Origin of the sequence: Micromonospora sp. C81 (genome assembly GCF_018070425.1) — a bacterium.
GTDB classification, from domain to species: Bacteria; Actinomycetota; Actinomycetes; order Mycobacteriales; family Micromonosporaceae; genus Micromonospora; species Micromonospora zamorensis.
This window is the reverse complement of the sequence record NZ_JAGPXS010000001.1, coordinates 154,473-170,312: the sequence shown is the minus strand read 5'-3', so window position 1 is coordinate 170,312 and position 15,840 is coordinate 154,473. Positions and strand designations below refer to the sequence as shown.

At 71.5% G+C, this 15,840-nt stretch carries 12 protein-coding genes; 4 read left to right on the top strand and 8 right to left on the bottom strand.

Annotated features, from left to right (window positions below; translation table 11 throughout):
* Positions 1-9 precede the first annotated feature (9 nt).
* The gene (locus tag KBX46_RS00805; RefSeq protein ID WP_088948433.1) at positions 10-1,137 is read left to right on the top strand and encodes a hypothetical protein; all 1,128 of its coding nucleotides are present in this window, start codon (positions 10-12) and stop codon (positions 1,135-1,137) included.
* Between the two features lie 136 nt (positions 1,138-1,273).
* On the top strand, positions 1,274-2,038 hold the full coding sequence (locus KBX46_RS00800; RefSeq protein WP_210789706.1) for a BTAD domain-containing putative transcriptional regulator: 765 nt from the start codon (positions 1,274-1,276) through the stop codon (positions 2,036-2,038).
* A gap of 283 nt (positions 2,039-2,321) precedes the next feature.
* On the opposite strand, the gene KBX46_RS00795 is transcribed toward KBX46_RS00800, so the two are convergent.
* The 8 genes from KBX46_RS00795 to KBX46_RS00760 form a co-directional block, all read right to left on the bottom strand.
* Positions 2,322-3,815 (bottom strand): FAD-binding oxidoreductase, encoded by a 1,494-nt coding sequence (locus KBX46_RS00795; RefSeq protein WP_210789704.1) that lies wholly within the window; start codon positions 3,813-3,815, stop codon positions 2,322-2,324.
* 185 nt (positions 3,816-4,000) lie between these two features.
* Entirely contained in the window at positions 4,001-4,726 is a 726-nt protein-coding gene (locus KBX46_RS00790) for an HD domain-containing protein (RefSeq protein ID WP_210789702.1), read from the bottom strand.
* 82 nt (positions 4,727-4,808) lie between these two features.
* Complete coding sequence (locus tag KBX46_RS00785) at positions 4,809-6,164, bottom strand: polysaccharide lyase family 1 protein (RefSeq protein ID WP_210789700.1); 1,356 nt, start codon at positions 6,162-6,164, stop codon at positions 4,809-4,811.
* A 110-nt stretch (positions 6,165-6,274) separates the two neighbouring features.
* On the bottom strand, positions 6,275-7,486 hold the full coding sequence (locus KBX46_RS00780; protein WP_308159325.1) for a Gfo/Idh/MocA family oxidoreductase: 1,212 nt from the start codon (positions 7,484-7,486) through the stop codon (positions 6,275-6,277).
* An 18-nt stretch (positions 7,487-7,504) separates the two neighbouring features.
* Positions 7,505-8,998, bottom strand: a complete 1,494-nt coding sequence (locus tag KBX46_RS00775) for a mannitol dehydrogenase family protein (protein ID WP_210789697.1) — start codon at positions 8,996-8,998, stop codon at positions 7,505-7,507.
* The gene (locus KBX46_RS00770; protein WP_210789694.1) at positions 8,989-10,293 is read right to left on the bottom strand and encodes an enolase C-terminal domain-like protein; all 1,305 of its coding nucleotides are present in this window, start codon (positions 10,291-10,293) and stop codon (positions 8,989-8,991) included. The genes KBX46_RS00775 and KBX46_RS00770 overlap by 10 nt, the downstream gene beginning before the upstream one ends.
* Positions 10,290-11,723, bottom strand: a complete 1,434-nt coding sequence (gene uxaC, locus KBX46_RS00765; protein ID WP_210789691.1) for a glucuronate isomerase — start codon at positions 11,721-11,723, stop codon at positions 10,290-10,292. The genes KBX46_RS00770 and uxaC overlap by 4 nt, the downstream gene beginning before the upstream one ends.
* A 24-nt stretch (positions 11,724-11,747) precedes the next feature.
* Positions 11,748-13,076, bottom strand: coding sequence for a Gfo/Idh/MocA family protein (locus tag KBX46_RS00760; protein WP_210789688.1), 1,329 nt, complete (start codon positions 13,074-13,076; stop codon positions 11,748-11,750).
* Positions 13,077-13,313: 237 nt separating this feature from the next.
* Between KBX46_RS00760 and KBX46_RS00755 the strand changes: the two genes are divergently transcribed.
* Together KBX46_RS00755 and KBX46_RS00750 are read left to right on the top strand one after the other, a co-directional pair.
* Positions 13,314-14,444 (top strand): LacI family DNA-binding transcriptional regulator, encoded by a 1,131-nt coding sequence (locus tag KBX46_RS00755; RefSeq protein WP_210789685.1) that lies wholly within the window; start codon positions 13,314-13,316, stop codon positions 14,442-14,444.
* A gap of 19 nt (positions 14,445-14,463) precedes the next feature.
* Positions 14,464-15,813 (top strand): ABC transporter substrate-binding protein, encoded by a 1,350-nt coding sequence (locus tag KBX46_RS00750; RefSeq protein ID WP_210789683.1) that lies wholly within the window; start codon positions 14,464-14,466, stop codon positions 15,811-15,813.
* Positions 15,814-15,840 lie beyond the last annotated feature (27 nt).

The following is a 15,840-nucleotide window of genomic DNA, read 5'->3' as shown; positions in this document are numbered from 1 at the left end:
GACACCACAATGGCGAGCGAGATCAATTACGACGGGGTGACCGTCACCGAGCTGTACGAGGCGTTCACCAAGCACGGCATTCCGGCCTCGGACGCCAGTGTGCTGGTCTCATCCTGGATCTACGAGAACGTGGGCACCGCGAAGCGGGTGTTCAGCTACGCCGAGTCGTTCCCCGCCGTGGAGCCGGGCTGCGCGCCGCCGCCGTTCGCGCGCACCTTCGCCCACAGCGACTGGGTTGACGGCGAGGACGTGGTGCAGGCCGGGCAGACCCCGGGGGAGCAGGGCTTCAACGAGCGGTTCCACCGCATCGAACACGACCTGGACCACCTCGGCACCGACCTGGCCAAGGCGTTCTCCTGCATGGCGGCGATGCGGGTCAGCCTGCGGCGGCTGCTCGACGAGATCCGCGCGGAGATCAACCGGCTGCACTCGACGGTGCACGAGAACAAGGTCAGCCCGGGCCCGTACGCGATCGAGCAGATCCCCAACTACATCGGCGCGCTGGACTTCGGCAAGTACATGGGCACCACGATGTTCATGGACAAGAAGGTCAGCATCTGGCAGACCAAGGCCGGCACCATCGTGCTGCCCGCCGTGGAGACCCTCGGCGTCGACGTGGTCGTCGGGCCGAAGGTCCGGGGCGCGGCCTACCTGCAGCGGTACGCCGCCGAGAACGGTGACGTCCGGCAGCGCTTCCCGCGCGAGGTGAAGTTGTCGGAGTTCATCCGCGCGTTCGGCGAGGAGGAGGTGGCCGACGGCCGACTGATCCGCGACGTACTCAAGGTGCTGCCGGCGGACACCAGCTACCCGAGCGTGGACGCGATGCTCGGCGAGGTGAGCGAGCGGGAGGCGGTGATCGTCCGGACCACCGTTGGCGCCCAGTCGGCGGTCGCCGCCGCGCTCGGCATCGAGGGTGAGCTGGAGAACGTCGGCGACGCCGACATCGCCATGCTCAGCGGGGTGCCGACCAAGGCCCGGGCAGCGCTGGCCCGCGCCGGGATCAGCACGCTCGGCAAGTTGGCCGAGGCTCCGACGGAGCAGGTGCTCGCCATCATGAAGGAGGCGCAGGTGCGCGCGAACGTCGGCGACGCCGCCGAGTGGACCGGGTACGCCCGGACGCTGAGCAAGCTGCGCTGAACGGTCGGTGCCGGATCCGGCGAACGGTTGATCCACGCCGCTCGCCGGGTCGGTGTGACGACACTGCGCTGGCGCGGGGATCGTCCACACCCGACCGTGAAGTCCCACGGGGCGATCGGGTGCGAGAGGCGCAGGAATGGCTGTTCACGAGGTTACACACGACCTTCGCACCGCGGCACCCGAGATCGAGGCGGGGCGGCCTCCCCGGTACGCGTTGCGGCTGCTCGGTGGGTTCGGGTTGGAACGCGACGGGCGGGTGGTGACGGTGCCGCAGGGCGCCCGCCGACTGCTGGCCTACCTCGGCGTACGCCAGCGGTGTGCCCGCTCGGAGGCCGCCGGCACGCTCTGGCCCGGCTCGCACGAGGACCGGGCCCGGGCCAACCTGCGCACGATGCTCTGGCGGCTGCACCGGGTGACTCCCGAACCCCTGGTGGACGAGGACGACCGGCTGGCCCTGGCCGCCGGGGTGACCAGCGACGTGGCCACCCTGGGCGCGGCGGCCACCGCCCTGCTGGCCGGCGGGTCACCTGTCGACGTCGGCCCCGGTGTGCCGGCGCTGGCGACCGGTGAGCTGCTGCCCGGTTGGTACGACGACTGGGTGCTGACCGAGCGGGAACGGTTGCGCCAGACCCAGCTGTACGCGTTGGAGGCGCTCGCCGAGCGGCTCACCGCGCAGGGCCGGTACAGCGAGGCGGTGCAGGTGGCGTTGACCGCTGTGCAGTTGGAGCCGCTGCGGGAGAGCGCCACCCGCACGCTGATCGCGGTGCACCTGGCGGAGCGCAACATCAACGAGGCGGTACGGCGGTTCGAGCTGTTCCGCGCCGACCTGGGCCGCGAGTTGGGGGTCGCGCCGACCCCGTGGCTGGAGCGTCTTGTTCGCGCCGGCCTGCACCCAGGGTGACCGTCCCCTTTCCGTGACCGGCCGGCCGCAGGGCCCATACCGGCGTCCCACCAGCCCACACTCCGCCCAGCCGGCCTCCCGGCGCCCCCGGACATCCGTCCTTTGCTCTGCACCCACGGATGCGACGCTCACGGTCTGTAAGTGGTGCGTCCATGGGTGCAGAGCAAAGGGGGCGGCTGGGGTGGGAGGAGATCCAGCCGAGCGGGTGGTGTGCCTCGCGCGTCGCTGGTCAGGCCAGTCCGGCTGGTCTTACCAGTCCGGCTGGTCTGACCGGTCAGGTTGGTCAGTGCGTCGCGGGCGGGATGCTCTGCTCGTACTGGAAGACGTTGTGCGGGTCGTACTTTGCCTTGATCTTGCGCAGCCGTGGGAAGTTGCGGCCCCAGTAGGCCTCCTCCCACTCCGCCATGCCGATGTTCGGCACGTTGACGTAGGCGCCGTCCACGTAGGGCCGCAGCGCCTGGCTGAACTCGGCGATCCAGGTCTGGGCGATCGGGGTGATGGCGTCATCGCTGTCGGGCTCGCCGCGGGTGCCCCAGCCCGCGCCGGGCTCGGAGTAGAAGAGCGCGTCGCGGTGCGGGAAGGCCGCGCCGCCGAAGGGTTCCTGTCGTTGGGCTCCGGACCCGAAGGCCTGGGTGAAGAAGTTGCTGTCCGGCGACGGGGAGTTCTCCATGAACTCGCGGACGATACTGATCGCCTTCGCCGGGAAGGGCTCCCTGGTGAACTGCGAGAAGAACTTCCACTTCGCCGGCTCTTCGTCGCTCGGGATCTGGAAGCCGGAGTAGGTTTCGCTCCAGCCGCCGATCTGGACTGTGACCTCGGGGTCGCCGATCGAGAGGATGGGCTCCAGCAGTTTCCTCGTCTCGGCCTCCGATCCCTCGGCGAGCACCGCGAACAGCAGGATCTCGTTCGGGTGCACCTCGACCTGGGTGCCGAGGCGGGGGTCGCTGAAGGGCGCGGTGCGCTGCCAGTTTTCGAAGACCTCGTGCAGGTTGTCGAGGCCCGGCCAGGTCGCCTGAAGGTAGGCCACGCTCTTCAGCGGGGCCACCTTGTAGGTCAGCGACGTGACGATCCCGAAGTTGCCGTTTCCGGCGCCGCGCAGGGCCCAGAGCAGGTCCGGGTAATTCCACGGGTCCACCTCGAGCACCTTCGCGCCGTTGGCGCCGGCCGCGACGACGATCTCCGCACCGATCAGGTTGTCGCACGCCATGCCGAGATAGCGGGTGAGGAACCCGAAGCCGCCGCCGAGGGTCGCGCCGGACAGGCCGACGGTCCCCTCCGTTCCGGTCGTCGCCGCGAAGTCGTACTCCCCGAGTGCGGTGATCGCCTCCGACTGGTTGAGCCCCGCGCCAAGCTTCGCCACGCGAGCGGTGGCGTCGATGTGGACGTCCTTCAGCTCGCTGACGTCGATCACGATGCCGTTGTCGACGTTCGACCAGCCTTCGAGGCTGTGGCGACCGCTGCGTACCCGCAGTGCGACGTCGTGTTGCCGCGCCCAGGTGAGGGCGTTGACCACGTCCTGGGTCTCCTGGGCGAACACGATGACCAGGGGGTAGCGCACGAACAGCTCGTCCCAGCCGAGGCTGGCCTCCGCATAGTTCGGGCTCTGGGGGCGGACGATGCGCCCGGTCAGTTCCGCCGGTGGGTACGTGGCGCCGGAGGACGACCCGGGACCGTCGGCCGCGATCGCCGAGCTGCCGGCGATCACGCTTGGAAGAGCGACCGCTCCGGCGCCGACGGCCGTCGCCTTGAGCAGATCACGACGAGAAAGGTCGCGCATGGTCCGAATCCTCTCGATCGGGGTCACACCAGAAATCGGGACCAAGAGGGCTGATGCCTCTCATCTGGCGCAAACTCACCGTAATGCGAGAGGTTCGCCGAAGATCCGAGAACTTGTCGCGGAACCCGGTCGGGTGATGCGGCGACCGTCAGCTCAGAGGCGGCGGTCAGCTCGGGAACGGGCCGTCAGTTCGGGGCGGGCTGGTCGAGGATGGCGCTGAACCGCTCCTCGGCAAGGTCGAGCTGGCCGAAGATGTGCCGCTTCACCGCCGGCGACAACGGGGTGTCCGGTCGGCCGATCAGGTCCCGGAAGAGTGGCACCAGCGGCCGGTACTTCCGGGCCGACGAGACGACCTTCGGCCCGACCGTGTGGATCACCCCCACGCCATTGTCGGTGAAGTCCGACACCTTGATCACCCGGGCCCAGGGCTCCCGGTCCAGGCTGACCGCCAGGTGCTCCCGGTACTGCGCGTTGCGGTCCCGCTCCGGGTCGTACCCCGGGTTGGTGACGGCGGCGACCAGGGTGGCCACCCGCGGCCCGAACCGCGCGGCGAGCGCGACCAGCGCCGCAGCGGTCGGGTCGGCCCCCGGCTCACCGCCGGCCAGCTCGGCCGGGTGGTCCTCCACCGCGTCGTGCAGCAGGCCGGCGACGATCACCTCCACGTCGCGCACCTGGTAGTGGTGCATCAACCGGATCGCCACCCGCAGCAGGTGATTCAGGTACGGCTCGCGGACCCGTCGGTCGTCGCGGTGCAGCTCGGCGGCGAGGTCCAGCGCGGCGTTCAGCCGCTCCCGGTCGTCGTCGTCGAACTGCTGGACCTCCAACCGGAAGCGTTCCAGCAGGCCCGGTTCGCCGTGGATCTCGGTGATCGCGTGCATCGGCATGCTGCCCAGGTGCGGCGGGAAGTCCATGCGTCACTTATAGCCGATCTTCACCACATCGATGGGCCCCTACGTCGCCGACCCGACCGCGAGTTGCGGGCGCGCCGAGCGGTCAGATCGGCAGCCGGTCGGCACCGGCGAGGGGGCCCACCAGGAGGGGGACCAGTGGTGCCGGCAGGACGGGGTCGCGGCGCAGGGTGGGCGTCCAGCCCGCGTCGGCGGCCAGGTCCGGGTCATGGGTCGCGTTGTACGCCGCCAGCAGGTCGACCGGCCGGGCCGGGCTGCCACTCTGGCGCACCCAGGACCCCCGCTCGGTCAGCGCGGTGCCGCCCCAGTCGTAGAGCAGGTCGGCCGGGTCGACCGGCGCTTCCAGTGTGAAGAAGTTGTTCTGCGCGTAGATCGCCGACTGGACACCGACGCCCAGCGCGTACTGGAAGTCGTCCCCGCCGAGCCGGTAGTGGTTGTTGTAGATGTCGACCTGACCGAAGCGCACCCGGGGCAGCCGTTGCAGGACGCCGTCGAAGAGGTTGTGGTGCAGAGTGACCTTCAACCGGCCCACGTCCGGGCCGACAGTGTTGGACGAGCCGATCAGCAGCAGCTTGTCCCGCCCGGTGAAGCGGTTCCACGAGGCGGTGACGAGGCTGGCGGTGTGCGTGACGTCCAGTGACCCGTCGTGCACCTGGTAGGGCCGTCCGAAGTAGACGGGTTGGGCGCTGTCCGGGTTGTCGCCGTCGGTGAAGGTGTTGTGGTCGACCCAGACGTTCTCGCTGCGGCGTACCGAGATCTGGTCGTACTGGCTGTTCCAGTTGCCGGCCTCGCCGTCGGTCGGTGACCAGGCGGGGAAGCAGTCCCGGGCGTCGACGAGGGTCAGGTTGCGGACGATGACGTTCGACGCCCGGTCGATCATGAGGGTGAGCCCGGTCAGGCGGGCGCCGCGCAGCCCGACGATCGTCGTGTTCGGGCCGACGTTGATCTGGGTCTGCCGGGTCTGGTTGGTCACCGAACGCACCCGGGCCTCTTCCAGTGGCCCGCTCGGGGGCACCCGTCCCCACACCGCCGGGTCGTACGCGGCCAGGTAGGCGTCCAACCGGTACGCCGGGTCGGCCAGGTCGGCACAGCTCAGCGCGGTGCCCTCCGGTCCTTCGAAACCGTCGATGGCGCCGTCGACGTAGATGAGCTTCGGCGTGGCGTCGGTGGCGTTGCTGGCGTTGTCACCGCCCAGGGCGACGACCAGCTCGGCCCGGCTGTGCACCACCCGGGTCCGGTCGGGTGCGGCCGTCGAACCGCCGGTGGTGCCGGTGCCCTCGGCCGCCCAGCCGTCCCGCTCGGGCAGGGTCTGCCGTCCGAGATGGCCGGCCAGCCAGGAGAGCCCGTCGGTGGCCGGGGTGTCGGGGCGCGCAGCGGCGGCGGCCGGGCTGGCACCGAGCAGGAGGGCGATCACCGTAACGCCGGTGAGGATTCTGCGCATCGACTCTTCCCATTCGCTGGTGGTGGAGGGGCAGTCGGATATTCGGGGGTGTGTCCGATGTGACCACCCCGAGTGCGGGCGGCGTTTGTACTCCGGTTGCCGTGGGCCCCCTATCCGGTCAACTCGGCGCGATACGCCGCCGCCGCCCACGGCACCGCCAGTTCGCTCGGAAGCGCCCCCCGCTCGGCCGCCCGACGCAGCACGTCGACCACGCCCCGCAGGTGGCGTACCCGTTCCCCGCCCTCACCGACGACGGTCACCAGGTCGCCGTCGAGCAGCCGGGGCTCGGGGGCGACCCGCAGCGCGTCCAGCAGCGCGGTGAACGGCGCGGTACGGGCCAGCGGCGCGATCAGCGGCACCGCCGCCGGGTCGTCCCGGTGCGCCAGCAGGTTCTCCAGCAACCCCACCCGCCCCGGGACGCGGCGGGTCACCACGTCCCCGGGCAGCCGCAAGCGGTCCGTCGGGTACTCCAGCACCGCCTGACCCGCCGTGCCGGTCACCACCACCTCACCCGCCACGAACTCCTCGGCGGCCAGGGTCACCGCCACCAGCACCGGCGGACCGGCGCGGAACAGGACCCGCAGCACGGCGGTGTCCTCCACCTCGATCGGGCGGACCCGGTAGCGTTCCACCTCGATCGCCACCGGCCAGGGCGTCGCCCCACCGAGCGCCTCGGCGACCGCCAGGCACTGCATCACCGCGTGCGCGAGCGGGTTGGCCAACGCGCCGTCCAGCACCGGCCGGCCGTCGAGGCTTCGCCGACCGGCCCACGGGGAGCGGGCGTAGTAGGCGTCCGGCCGTTGCCACGCGGCGACGGTGGAGATGCCGGTGACCGTGCCCAGCCGGCCCGCCGCCAGCGCGTCGGTCAGCGCGGTCAGGGCCGCCGAGCCGAGCGCCTGGAAACCGACCTGCGCCACCCGGCCGGCGGCGGTCAGCGCCCAGGCCAGCTCCTCGTGCTCGGCCAGCGACAACACCGGCGGTTTCTCCAACAGCAGGTCCGCGCCGGTGGCCAGGGCGTCCCGGGCGATCGCCAGGTGGGTGTGCGGCGGCGTGCAGATCACCACCACCTCCGGCCGGGTGGCGGCGAGCATCGCCCGGTGGTCGGTGAACACCTCGACCCCGGGTGGCACCGGCGCCGCCGGATCGTCCTCCACCGGTCGGACGTCGACCAGGGCGACCAGCCGCAACCGGCCGGCGGCGTGCAGCGGGGCGATCACCCGCCGGTGCCACCGGCCGTGCCCGTTCGCCCCGATCACCGCCACCCGGGGCGGCGTCACCCCGCTCACCACCGACCGGCCGGTGTCGGCCCGTTCACCGCGCACCGGCCAGTGTCGGCCCGTTCACCGGGCACCGGCCAGTGTGGCCTCGACGCCGTGTCGTTGCAGCGCGGTCAACCAGGCGATCACGTCGGCGCGGACCTCGTCGTCCTCGGCCACCTCGACCGGGATGACCTCGCGCAGCGCGAAGAGCGCGTCGACGGCACCCGCCGGGCTCTGCGCACCGGCGTCCAGCGCGGCGCGGATCGGCCCGGCGAGGGGGTCCTGGAACGGCAACGGGTGCCCGTCGTCGGCGTACCCCAGCGCGAAGCGCAACCAGGACGCCACGACCAGCGCGCCCCAGCGCGCGGACCGGCCGGCCGCGCGCAGGTCGGCGATGGTGTGCAGGACGCGTTGCGGCAGCTTCTGCGAGCCGTCCAACGCGACCTGGAGGGTGCGGTGGTGGATCGCCGGGTTGCCGAACCGGGCGAGGACCTGCTCGCCGTAGTCGACCACCCGGACCCCGTCCGGCGGCGTGAAGCTGGCCGCGACGTCCTCGGCGATCAGCCGGCGCAGCACGTCGGCCAGGTGCGGGATCTCCAGCGCCTCGGCGATGGTCTCCCGACCGGCCAGCGCACCGAGGTACGCGATGGCAGAGTGCACGCCGTTGAGAGTGCGCAGTTTCAGCCGCTCCCACGGGCCGGCGTCGTCGGTGAGCACCGCCCCGGCGTGCTCCCAGCCGGGCCGTCCGCCGGGGAAGTCGTCCTCGATCACCCACTGCGCGTACGGTTCGGCGGCGACCGCGGCCAGGTCGGTCACGCCGAGCACCCGCCGTGCCGCCTCGATCGTCTCCGGGGTGCTGGCCGGCACGATCCGGTCCACCATCGTCCCCGGGCAGCTGACGTTCGCGGCCACCCACTCGACCAGCCCGGCGGGCACCCCGTCGGCACGCCCAACCGCCTGGTCGAGCATTCCGCGCAGTCGCCGGCCGTTGGCTGGGAGGTTGTCGCAGCTCACCAGTGCCACCGGCCCGGCGTCCGCGGCGGCCCGCGCGGCCAGCCCGCGCAGCAGCAGCCCCGGCACCGTGGTCGGTGGTCGGCCGCCGGCCAGGTCCGCGGCGAGCGCCGGGTCCGGGGACAGCTCACCGGTCACCGGGTCGAGTTGGTACGCCTTCTCGGTGACGGTCAGGGTCACCACGCGTACCGCCGGGTCGGCGAGCAACGCCACCACGGCGTCCGGGTCGCGGGGAGCGTGCCGTACGCCGCTCAGGGCGCCCACCACCCGGGTGGCGCTGCCGGCGGCGGAGAGGGTGCTGACGCTGAACAGGTTGTCCTGGGCGGCGATCGCCTCGACCATCGCGGTGCTGCGGGGGGCGACGGCCATGATGCCCCAGTCGCCGCCGGCCGCGCCGACCGCCGCCTCGGTGAAGACGGCCTGGTGTGCCCGGTGGAACGCCCCCAGGCCGAGGTGCACGATGCCCGTCGGCACGGTGCCCGGCCGGATCAGGGGGCGGGCCTCGGCGGGCAGGTGGCGCAGCATGCCCAGGCCGAGCCGGGAGGCGCCGACGGTCACCGCCATGCCGGGCCGTCCGGGAAGCGGAACTCGGCGATCGACGCCGGCTTCATGGTGGCGCTGTATCCCGGTCGCTCGGGCAGCAGGTAGCGGCCACCGCGGGTCCGGACCGGGTCGACGAAGTGCTCGTGCAGGTGGTCGACGTACTCGACCATCCGACCGTCCAGGCCGGTGCCCACCCGCAGGTAGTCGAAGATCGCCAGGTGCTGGACGTACTCGCAGAGGCCCACACCGCCGGCGTGCGGGCAGACCGGCACCCCGAACTTCGCCGCCAGCAGCAGCTCGGCGAGGACCTCGTTGACGCCGCCGACCCGGCAGGCGTCGATCTGCATCACGCCGATCGCGTCGGCCTGCAACAACTGCTTGAAGATCACCCGGTTGGCGGCCACCTCACCGGTGGCCACCCGGCACCGGCCGCCGGTCAACTCGGTCACCGCCCGGGCGATCCGGGCATGGCCGAGGATGTCGTCGGCGTGGGTGGGTTCCTCGATCCAGTACGGGTCGACCTCGGCCAGCGTGGCCATCGCGGTGATCGCCTCGTCGACGTCCCAGACCTGGTTGGCGTCCATCATCAGCAGCGCGTCCGGGCCGATCTCCTCCCGGATGATCCGGGCCCGCCGCAGGTCGTCGGCGAGCGGGCCGCCGACCTTCATCTTCATCGCCCGCCAGCCGTCCTGGTACGCCTGCCGGGTCAGCGCCCGCACCTTGTCGTCGGGGTAGCCGAGCCAGCCGACCGAAGTGGTGTACGAAGCGAAACCACTCTGCTTGAGTTCCGCGAGCCGGCCATCCCCTCCGATTAATCCCTTGTCCAGGATGGCCGCCGCCTCGTCCGGGGTGATCGCGTCGGTGATGTGCCGGAAGTCGACGCTGGCCACGAGCTCGTCGGTGGGCAGCTCGGCGAGGAACCGCCACATCGGCTTGCCGGCCAACGTGGCCCGCAGGTCCCACACCGCGTTGACCAGCGCCCCGGTCGCCATGTGGATGACGCCCTTCTCCGGGCCCAGCCAGCGCAGCTGCACGTCGGCGCTGAGCGAGCGCCAGAACGCGACCGGCTCGGCCGTGATCTCCTCGATCGTGCGCCCCCGCACGTGGTGGGCGAGCGCGCGGACCGCCGCGCAGGTGATCTCGTTGCCCCGGCCGTTGGTGAAGGTGAACCCCGCGCCGGTCGGGCCGGCGTCGGTGCCCAGCTCCACGTACGTCGCCGAGTAGTCGCCGCGGTTGATCGCGTCGGAGCCGTCGCCCCGGGCGGCGGTCGGGAACCGCACGTCGTGCACCTCGACGGAGGTGATGGTCACCGTCACTGGTCGGCCTTTCCGAAGTTGAAGACCCGCTTGGGCAGCCGGTACGCCAGGTCGACGATGGTCTCGGCGGCCTCGTCCATCGGCAGCCGGTGCTCGGCGACCAGCCGGGCCAGGAAACCGGCGTCGACCCGACGGGCGACGTCGTGGCGTACCGGGATGGAGCAGAACGCCCGGGTGTCGTCGACGAACCCGGTGGTGTTGTAGAAGCCCGCGGTTTCGGTGACCGTCTCCCGGAACCGGCGCAGCACCTCGGGGGAGTCCAGGAACCACCAGGGCGCGCCGAGCAGCAGCGCGGCGTATCCGCCCGCGAGGGGCGCCAGCTCCCGGGTGAACGTGTCCTCGTCGAGGGTGTAGAGCACCAACCGCAGCCGCGGGTCGTTGCCGTAGCGCTCCAGCAGCGGGGCGAGCGCGTGTACGTACTCGGTGGCCTGCGGGATGTCGCCGCCGACGTCGCGGCCGTGCCGGGCGTGCAGCCAACGGTTGTGGTTGCGCACCGCGCCGGGGTGCAGCTGCATGACCAGGCCGTCGTCGAGTGACATCCGGGCGAACTCCACAAGCATGTGCGCCCGGAACGCCTCGGCGTCGGCGGCGTCGGCCTCGCCGCGCCGGCCCCGGTCGTACAGCCGCTCGGCCTCTGCCGGCGTCAGGTCCAGCGTCCGCGCGGTGGGGTGGCCGTGGTCCGAGGACGTCGCGCCGGCGGCGATGAACGCGGCGCGCCGGGCGCGCAGCGCGGCCAGGTAACCGGCGTACGTGCCGGTGTCCTCGCCGGCCCGCTCACCAAGCCGCTCCACGTTGGTCGACCAGCCGTCGAACTCCATGTCCACCACGTCGTCCGGGCGGAAGGTGGTGACGACCCGGCCGCCCGGCCCGCCCCAGCCGTCGGCGGCGAGTTTGGCGTGCTGGCCGAGGTCGTCCAGCGGCGACTCGGTGGTGGCGAGCACCTCGATGTTGAACCGCTCGAACAGCGCCCGGGGCCGGAAGTCCGGTTCGGCGAGCCGGGCCGCGATCTCGTCGTAGAGGGTGTCGGCGGTGGCCGGGCCGAGCGGGGTGTGCACCCCGAACACGGTGCGGAAGGTCTGCTCCAACCAGAGCCGCGAGGGGGTGCCCCGGAACAGGTGCCAGTGCGCGGCGAAGCGTCGCCAGATCACCCGCCCGTCGGTCTCCACCGGGCTGCCGTCACGGGTGGGCACACCCAGGTCCGACGGGGGGACGCCCTGACTGAGCAGCATCCGGGTCAGGTAGTGGTCGGGCACGATGAGCAGCTGCGCCGGGTCCGGGAAGGGTCGGTCCTCGGCCAGCAGGGCCGGGTCGACGTGCCCGTGCGGCGAGATGATGGGCTGCTCCGCTGCGAGGGCGTACAGCTCCCGGGCCAGCGCGCGCTGGCCCGGTTCGGGCGGCAGGAGCAGGTCGTTGTGGTCGAACGTCGGCACGGGGATGGGCTCCTCGTCTCCAGGTCAGCGGGGGGTGAGCAGGTCGGCGACCCGGACCGGTTGACCGGTCTCGAAGGACCGGTTGGCCGCCAGGCCGGTGAGCAGGGCCAACGCGCCGTCGTGGGCGGTCGCGGCGCGCTCCAGGGGGTCGGGTTGACCCCCGAAGAGCACAGCGGTCATCCGGGCGTCCGCGCCACCGTGGCCGTGCCGGCTGCGACCCTCGACGGGGATCTGTCGGGGCGGTTGCCAGAACGGGCGCAGGGTGAGGGTCGCACCACCGCCCTCGGCCGGCGCCTCGGTGCCGTGCAGGGCGGCGCCCTTGACGGCTCCGGCGGTGCCCCGGTCGACGAAGTCGTTCTCGGTGACTTCCAGCTCCAGCCGACCCCGGCTGCCGTTGACCATCACCCGGTAACCCTCCCAGGGCGCGTAGGCGGTGAGGTGGTAGGTCATCGTGGCGCCGGTGGAGTAGCGGGCGAGCACCGCCATGTCGTCCTCGATGCTGACGCCGGGGGCGAACACGTTGCGGTCGCGCTGGTAGCCGTCCTCGGCCTCGGCGTCGAGGTACAGCTCACGCAACCGGGGGTGGGCGTCGAGTCGCAGCGCGAACGGGTCGTCGACGGCGGCGGGGGAGCCGTGTGCCCGGTCGTAGTCGCGGGCGTAGCCGTGCCGGCGGCCGTCCTCGCCGTAGAAGAACAGCCGGCCCGCCGCGTACACCTCGACGGGGGTGGCGGCCAGCCACCAGTTGACCAGGTCGAAGTGGTGGCTGGCCTTGTGCACCATCAGCCCGCCGGACGTGGCCTTGTCGCGGTGCCAGCGGCGGAAGTAGTCGGCGCCGTGGCGTACGTCGAGCAGCCACTCGAAGTGCACCGAGCCGATCTCACCGACCGCGCCCTCGGCGAGCAGCCGGCGGACCTGTTCGTGCAGCGGGTTGTAGCGGTAGTTGAACGCGACAGTCACCCGACCGCCGGTCTCGGTGACCGCGTCCAGGATGCGCCGGCAGCGCGGCGCGTCCACGGTCATCGGCTTCTCGGTGACGACCTCCCGCCCGGCGCGCAGCGCGGCCACCACGTACTCGTCGTGGGTGACGTCCACGCTCGTGACCAGGACGACGTCGACCCGCTCCTTGTCCAGCATGGCCGCGAAGTCACCCGCCGGGTACGTGGGCACCGGGCGGTGGCCCAGCTCGGCCAGCCAGCGGTTGTGCGCGTCCATCCGGGCCTGGTTGACGTCGGCGAACGCGACCAGCTCGGTGGTGTCGGCGTGGTCGAGCACCAGGGCGCGGACGAACATCTCCGCCCGGGCGCCGGTTCCCACGACGGCGTACCGGACCCGGCCGTCGACTCTCGGTGACATGCGGTCGCCTCCCCGGTGATCCTGCAAACGTTTGCAGTGAAGTAATCACGATCGATCCGACTGCGTCAACGAGGGTGACGCAATCGGCGGCAAATATCCGTGTTTGCGGGCCTGCAAGTCACCAAGGGGAGTGTGGGTGCAACAAAGCCGTAACCATCCACCGTTGACACTGGCGCAACCGTTTGCATTAATGGCCACACCCACGTGACCACCACCACATCGGACGAAGGGGCCGCCGTGCCAGTCACCATCCGGGACGTCGCTCGGGCGTCCGGTGTGCACATCTCCACCGTGTCCCGCACCTTCTCCGCTCCGCACCTGGTCAACCCGGAGACCCGGGTCCGGGTGCTGGCCTGCGCGGAGGATCTGGGCTACCGGCCCAACCGGGCCGCCCGGGCGCTGATCACCGGGCGTACGCACAACATCGGGCTGATCATCGCGGACATCGCGAACCCGTTCTTCCCGCCACTGATCAAGGCGGCGGAGAGTCAGGCCCGGCACCGCGACTACCACGTCTTCGTGGCCGACACCAACGAGGATCCGACCGTCGAGGAGGAGCTGGTCCACGCGCTGGCCAAGCAGGTGGACGGGGTGCTGCTGTGCAGTCCTCGGATGAGCAACAGCCTGATCGAACAGCTCAGCCGTGAGGTGCCGCTGGTGGTCGTCAACCGACAGGTGACCGGCCTGCCCTGCGTGCTGATGGACGTCGGCCAGGGTGCCCGGGCGGCGATCGAGCACCTGATCGGCCTGGGGCACCGCAGCATCGCGTTGCTCGGTGGCCCGCGCAGCTCGTGGACCAACCGGGAGATGCGCCGCGCCGCCGGCACGGCCGCCCGGGCGGGTGGCGCGGAGCTGACAGTGCTCGGCCCGAACGCGCCCACCGAGACCGGCGGCTCCGCCATCGCCGAGCAGGTGCGGCGCAGCGGTGTGTCGGCCGTGCTCGCCTACAACGACCTGATGGCGATCGGCCTCATCGAGGGGCTGGACGCGCTCGGGGTGCGGGTGCCGGAGGAGGTGAGCGTCGTCGGGGTCGACGACATCGCCCTGAGCCGGCTCACCCGCCCCAAACTGACGACGGTGGCCACACCCACCGGGGCCGCCGGCCGGACGGCCGTCGACATGCTGCTGCAACAGGACACCGAATCACCGCGCGGCGCGCGAGGGCTCGGTGCCGGCACGGCGCTCGGCGTCCGTCGTACCACCGCACAGGTAATGCTCCAGACCGACCTGGTCATCCGCGACTCGACCGGCCCGGGCCCGTACGCCCGACCGGCACGTCCCCTGGCCGCGCCGCCTGGCCCGGACCCGCATTGCCCTGCGGGCCCGGGCATCCCGACCGCGGCCACCGGTGACGCCGTCGCCTCCTAATGCCGAGGAGTGAGCGCACATGCACCCCGCAACGCCCCCCACCACTAACGCGCCTGCCGGGCGCAATCACCGTACCGCGCTGCCTCGGCGGCGCCTGCTGCGCGGCCTGCTCGCCGTGACGGTCGCCGCGCCGCTGATGTTCGGAGCCGCCGCCTGCGGAGACGACGACGGCGGCGCGGCCGACCCGAACGCCCCGGTCAAGCTCTCCATCTTCTGGTGGGGCGGCGACGCCCGGGCCAAGCTGACCGAGGACGCCCTCGCGCTCTACACCAGGAAGCACCCGAACGTGACGTTCGAGAAGACCTGGCAGGCCAACCAGGGCTACTTCGACAAGCTGGCCACACTCACCGCCGGCGGCAACCCGCCGGACCTGTTCCAGATCGACGACAACTACCTGGCCGAGTACGCGTCCCGCAACACCACGCTCGACCTGACCTCCTACCAGAAGTCCGGAAAGCTGGACACCTCCAAGTTCCCCGAGAGCCTCTGGCAGTACGGCGTGGTCGACGGCAAGCTCGCCGGTCTGGCCGCCGGGGAGAACACCCAGGGCCTGGTCTACAACAAGACGCTGCTGACCAGGAACAACCTGCCCGAGCCCACCACCGGAATGTCGTGGGAGGAGCACATCGCCTGGGCCGAGCAGGTCACCGCCAAGACCAAGGTGCCCGGCACGCAGGACCCGAGCGCCGACTACAAGGCGTTCTGGGTCTGGCTTCGGCAGCAGGGCAAGGACCTCTACAAGGGCTCCGAGCTGGGCTTCACCGCCGAGGACGTGACCAGGTGGTTCGACCTGTGGAAGGGCGCCCGGGACCGCAAGGCCACCCCGAGCGCCGACGTCATCCACGAGGGCAACTCCAGCGACATCACCAAGCAGCTGGTGGTCACCGGTAAGTCGGCCACCTCCTGGGTGTGGGCCAACCAGATGCCGGACCTGAAGAAGAACACCAAGGACGAGCTGGGCGTGGTCGCCTACCCCGGTGACCCGAGCGCGCAGTGGGCCCGGGCCTCGATGTACTGGTCGGTGTTCAAGGGCAGCAAGAACAAGGACGTCGCGGTCGATGTGATCAATTTCCTGAACAACGACCAGGAGGCGGTCAAGCTGCTCGGCACCGACCGCGGCCTGCCGTCCAACCTGGACCTGCGCCGGGTGGTCAGCGACGACACCACTGACCCGGCGATGAAGCAGTCGATCGCCGTGGAGGCGGAGCTGACCCAGAAGTTCGGCAAGTCGCCGCAGGTGCCGATCAAGGGGCACAGCAAGGTCAAGTCCGAGCTGATCAAGGCCGCCGAGAACGCACAGTACGGCCGGGCCACCCCCGCCGAGGCCGCCGCCCAGTTCATCGAGGCGTGCAAGTCCGCCATCGCCTGACCGCCTCACCAGGCTAGGAGAGGAGCT

Bases quoted from the DNA above. Each gene is read 5' to 3' on its own strand.
- KBX46_RS00790 (WP_210789702.1), bottom strand. From the start codon at position 4,726: ATGGACTTCCCGCCGCACCTGGGCAGCATGCCGATGCACGCGATCACC.
- KBX46_RS00795 (WP_210789704.1), bottom strand. From the start codon at position 3,815: ATGCGCGACCTTTCTCGTCGTGATCTGCTCAAGGCGACGGCCGTCGGC.
- KBX46_RS00785 (WP_210789700.1), bottom strand. From the start codon at position 6,164: ATGCGCAGAATCCTCACCGGCGTTACGGTGATCGCCCTCCTGCTCGGT.
- KBX46_RS00750 (WP_210789683.1), top strand. From the start codon at position 14,464: ATGCACCCCGCAACGCCCCCCACCACTAACGCGCCTGCCGGGCGCAAT.
- KBX46_RS00805 (WP_088948433.1), top strand. From the start codon at position 10: ATGGCGAGCGAGATCAATTACGACGGGGTGACCGTCACCGAGCTGTAC.
- KBX46_RS00760 (WP_210789688.1), bottom strand. From the start codon at position 13,076: ATGTCACCGAGAGTCGACGGCCGGGTCCGGTACGCCGTCGTGGGAACC.
- KBX46_RS00775 (WP_210789697.1), bottom strand. From the start codon at position 8,998: ATGGCGGTGACCGTCGGCGCCTCCCGGCTCGGCCTGGGCATGCTGCGC.
- KBX46_RS00800 (WP_210789706.1), top strand. From the start codon at position 1,274: ATGGCTGTTCACGAGGTTACACACGACCTTCGCACCGCGGCACCCGAG.